4 protein-coding genes are annotated in these 3720 nt (G+C 48.6%); 1 reads left to right on the top strand and 3 read right to left on the bottom strand.

Features of this window, described 5'->3' with window-relative positions; genetic code table 11:
• Positions 1–332 precede the first annotated feature (332 nt).
• The 3 genes from JCM12259_RS12410 to JCM12259_RS12400 are packed head-to-tail and all read right to left on the bottom strand — an operon-like array spanning position 333 to position 2667.
• Positions 333–998: an MgtC/SapB family protein gene (locus tag JCM12259_RS12410; protein WP_036889085.1), complete on the bottom strand. Its 666-nt coding sequence runs from the start codon at positions 996–998 to the stop codon at positions 333–335.
• A gap of 4 nt (positions 999–1002) precedes the next feature.
• The gene (locus JCM12259_RS12405) at positions 1003–1548 is read right to left on the bottom strand and encodes an NUDIX hydrolase (protein ID WP_025066679.1); all 546 of its coding nucleotides are present in this window, start codon (positions 1546–1548) and stop codon (positions 1003–1005) included.
• Positions 1549–1584: 36 nt separating this feature from the next.
• Entirely contained in the window at positions 1585–2667 is a 1083-nt protein-coding gene (locus JCM12259_RS12400; RefSeq protein WP_025066678.1) for a 4Fe-4S binding protein, read from the bottom strand.
• Positions 2668–2943: 276 nt separating this feature from the next.
• Between JCM12259_RS12400 and JCM12259_RS12395 the strand changes: the two genes are divergently transcribed.
• Positions 2944–3507, top strand: coding sequence for a sugar O-acetyltransferase (locus tag JCM12259_RS12395; protein ID WP_025066677.1), 564 nt, complete (start codon positions 2944–2946; stop codon positions 3505–3507).
• Positions 3508–3720 lie beyond the last annotated feature (213 nt).

Below are 3720 nucleotides of genomic sequence, written 5' to 3'. Positions count from 1 at the left end.
CGTAGGCGAAGACCTAAAATATCTCTACGCCAGGTGCGATGTGTGTGTGTGTGTGTGTGTGTGTTAAGACTTTTTCCGAGATATGCAAATATAAACCGTTAAAAGATGCAAGAGAAACAGAGTTCTTTTGCATCGCGTTACGACTGTTTATATTTGTTTGTTTAATCATCTCTTTTTTGTTCTTTTTGATTGGTCCCTCTCTTGTCCAGACCCCGATCCCCCTAACTTAGGGGGCGAAGGAGGCGAAGGAGGCGACAGGAACTGTCAAAACTGGGGGCAAAGGTAAGTAAAGTTTCTTAAAGGAGCAAGAAAATATGAAAAAAGATGGCATTTTATTCGATATGTTCGATGGTCACACCGTCGAGCCGGGAGATGATGTCGAGGATGCGATCTTCGTATTGGCTGCGTTTCACGCGCATTTCCATGTTGACCAAATAGACGCAACCGGCCGACGAACATTGCTCTTTCATATCATAGGAGTCGATGTCTGTGCCCTCTTGGCGCAGGGATTGAATGATTTGTCGGATGTTTTCGCGGTCGGGCGAGGTGAATGTCATGGCGATGTTTCGCGATCCGAACCGATGCTGGATGAAGTAGACGGCTTCCAGACAAAGCAACACCAGCACTGTGGCCGTGATAGAAAGGACATACATTCCGGCGCCGCCCGCTAATCCGATCGCGGATGTCACCCAGAGTCCGGCTGCTGTGGTGAGACCTCGAACCACGTGTTTTTGAAAGATGATGGTGCCTGCTCCGATGAAACCGATGCCCGAAACCACTTGGGCCGCCACGCGCGACGGATCGAGCGAAACGCCGGGATGGCGCAGGATTTCTGCAAAACCGTATTGCGAGACGACCATAAACAGTGCGCTGCCGAGCGCCACGAGGAAGTGAGTTCGGAATCCGGCTTCCTTGGCGCGATATTCTCTTTCGAGTCCGATGATGCCGCCCAACAGAGCAGCAATACTGATATTCAAAGTGAAAGCTGTGTCCATCATTGTGTCATTGTTGTGAAAAATATTTCCAAAGTGGTGCCACCATCATTGCCTGAATGAACTCGCCGCGTTGCAACATGGCGTGAACCTCTTCTTTAGTGAATGTAAACACCTCGATATCTTCGGTCTGATCGAGATGTTGTCCGCCCGTTTTCTCCACGCCCCGAGCCACGAAGCAATGGCAGAAATTGGTCTGTGTGCCGGAATTCGGAGCAATCTTCATCAGTTCATTCCATTCTCCTCCCGTGTAGCCGGTCTCTTCATAGAGTTCTCTTTGAGCTGCTTGGAGAGGCGTCTCGCCCGATTCGATGACGCCGGCGCATATCTCAAAATTCACCGATTGATGCCCGTGACGGTATTGTCGTTCAATGAGTATTTGTCCGTCGGCTGTTTCGGCGATGACGTTGATCCAATCGGGATATTCCAAAACATAATATTCTTCGCAGACAGTACCGTTGGGCAGTCGCACGGCATCTCGTCGGGCCGTGAGCCACGGACGCCGAATGAGATACTCACTGCTGATGATTTCCCATTTTAATTCTCTTTGTTTCATGATCATTTTATTTTAAATGAATAGTTTCGCGATGGCTTATTGTCCTCCCTGCGCTATCTTAAATAAGGTGCCTGTGGGGCAGATGAAACGACAGTAAGGGCGCGGAACAAAGACCGAAAGCGCTGTGACGATACCGGCAAAGAGCAAAACCACTATCGAAGCTGAGCGGAAGATGAAGGCCGTAAAGATTTCGTAGTCCATCCATTGAAACCAAACGCCGGCCAGCATCAGCACCATCAGCACCGACCAAAGCAGTTGGCGGATGTTGCTTAATTGTTTGACGGTCTTCGAACTCATCTTCCATTTGCGTTTCCGAGTCTTTCCCGCCAGATCTTGCAGTGCGCCGCAGGGGCAGATGTAGTGGCAGTAATGATTCTTTTTGCCGAAAAGCGGATAGACGAAAGCCGTGATAAGCATCACGATGGGGATGAGCGAGGTCCACGGATCGATGCCTGCCGACATATAGTTTACGATGAGCGAATAGGAAATAAACGTGCCGCACCACAATCCCAAGATGCCGATGTTGAGAATCATTTGCACCATTCGATAGCGTTTATCTTTCCAAAAGAGCGGAAGAATGGCACCGGCCAGCACCACGATAAGTCCGATGAGCGATTGGGGCGACTTATCGATTCGATCCGCAAAGGATGGCGTGGAGGCTTTTTTCTGCGCATATTGCAGTCCGCGTTGCATGTTCCCGATGATGCCGCGCGATGAAAATGTGGCGCCGCTGATGCCGTTTACTTTCATGGCCAACGCCTCGTCGGGCGTTTTGCTGTTCCATCGTGTGAGCAATCGGGATGCTTCTTCAAAGAAGTCGGGCGTCTCCGAGTTTTTCAGCGCCTTGACTTTGACCACCCGACCGTCCTTTACATAGATTTCCAACGGCACTTGTCCGCCGTATCCCGAAATATCTTTGGCCAAATTGGTGGTGTTGATCACGATGGTGCCATCGGCCTCTGTGCGCATCGTGTCTGCCTGGATGGTTTTGCTTTGAGCCGCTTGTGGCGTTGCCAAATCATGCCCCAACACTTTGTGATCGCGGTTGATGGCCACGCCCATGATCACCATGACGCAGGTGATGAGGCTCAGCAGCTGTTTGATCTTGTCTTGATTCATTTTCCGTTGTGTAATATCTTGTTGCGCAAGGTGTTGTAAGCGATCCTCTGATTAACGGCTTTTTGCCTCGCAAGAAAGCGTTAATCGCTGCGCGAAAAAGCGTTGGTTGAATCGCGAAAAGGCGTCGGTTGCAAAGCTGTTGGTCGTGTTGCGCCTGATCACCTACTTCTGCAAAAGTAGGCATAAATATTCAATTAATGGATCTTCATCCTGCAAAATGATGATTTTTTCGTAACTTTGTCCGGCAGTGTTTCATACCGATAAACAGTGGTGCGAATGAAAACAGAATTTGAAAAAATGCGTAGCGGGGAGATGTATTGTTTCTCTGATCCGGAAGTTTACGATAGTTTATTGCATGCCAAAGCGCTTTGCAGGCGCTTGCAGACGATGACGCTTGACGATGCCGATTATCGGTCGGTGATCGAAGAATTGATTCCCGGTATTCCGAAGACCACGGCCGTGTGTCCGCCATTCTATTGCGATCACGGTCATGGGATTGTGTTGGGCGAACACACTTTTATCAATTGTGGTTGCACGATACTGGATGGAGCGCTCGTGCGGATAGGTTCGCATGTGAAAATCGGCCCCAATTGTCAGTTTTATACGCCGCAACATCCGGTTGATTTCATGGAACGTCGCGAACCGAAAGAGATGGCCCATCCCATCATTATTGGTGACGACACGTGGTTGGGAGGTGGTGTTGTGGTGTGTCCGGGAGTCATCATTGGCAACCGTTGCATCATTGCGGCCGGCTCTGTTGTCGTTCGCGATATTCCCGATGATTGTCTGGCGGCAGGTAATCCTGCTGTTGTGAAAAAGAGATTGAGTGTATATATATAATAAGGTGATAGCTCTTTGTTTTCCTATTTATTTGTAATGATTTAGGAAAAAGACAGTTTATTATTGAAATTTTCCATGAAAACATTTGGTGTTTATCTTAGAAGTGTGTACTTTTGCATCCGCTTTCGGGTTACCGTTAGCTATTTCAGAACGTGATCTTTGAAACAATTTACATAAGACAGCATATAGTACAGGGAATGTCTCTATGTATTG

Origin of the sequence: Hoylesella enoeca JCM 12259 (genome assembly GCF_000613405.1) — a bacterium.
Taxonomy (GTDB): Bacteria; Bacteroidota; Bacteroidia; order Bacteroidales; family Bacteroidaceae; genus Prevotella; species Prevotella enoeca.
The sequence above is the reverse complement of the archived record's forward strand: the minus strand, read 5'-3'. Positions and strand labels throughout refer to the sequence as shown.

Coding starts and splice junctions, on each gene's coding strand:
- JCM12259_RS12410 (WP_036889085.1), bottom strand. CDS start 998: ATGATGGACACAGCTTTCACTTTGAATATCAGTATTGCTGCTCTGTTG.
- JCM12259_RS12405 (WP_025066679.1), bottom strand. CDS start 1,548: ATGAAACAAAGAGAATTAAAATGGGAAATCATCAGCAGTGAGTATCTC.
- JCM12259_RS12400 (WP_025066678.1), bottom strand. CDS start 2,667: ATGAATCAAGACAAGATCAAACAGCTGCTGAGCCTCATCACCTGCGTC.
- JCM12259_RS12395 (WP_025066677.1), top strand. CDS start 2,944: ATGAAAACAGAATTTGAAAAAATGCGTAGCGGGGAGATGTATTGTTTC.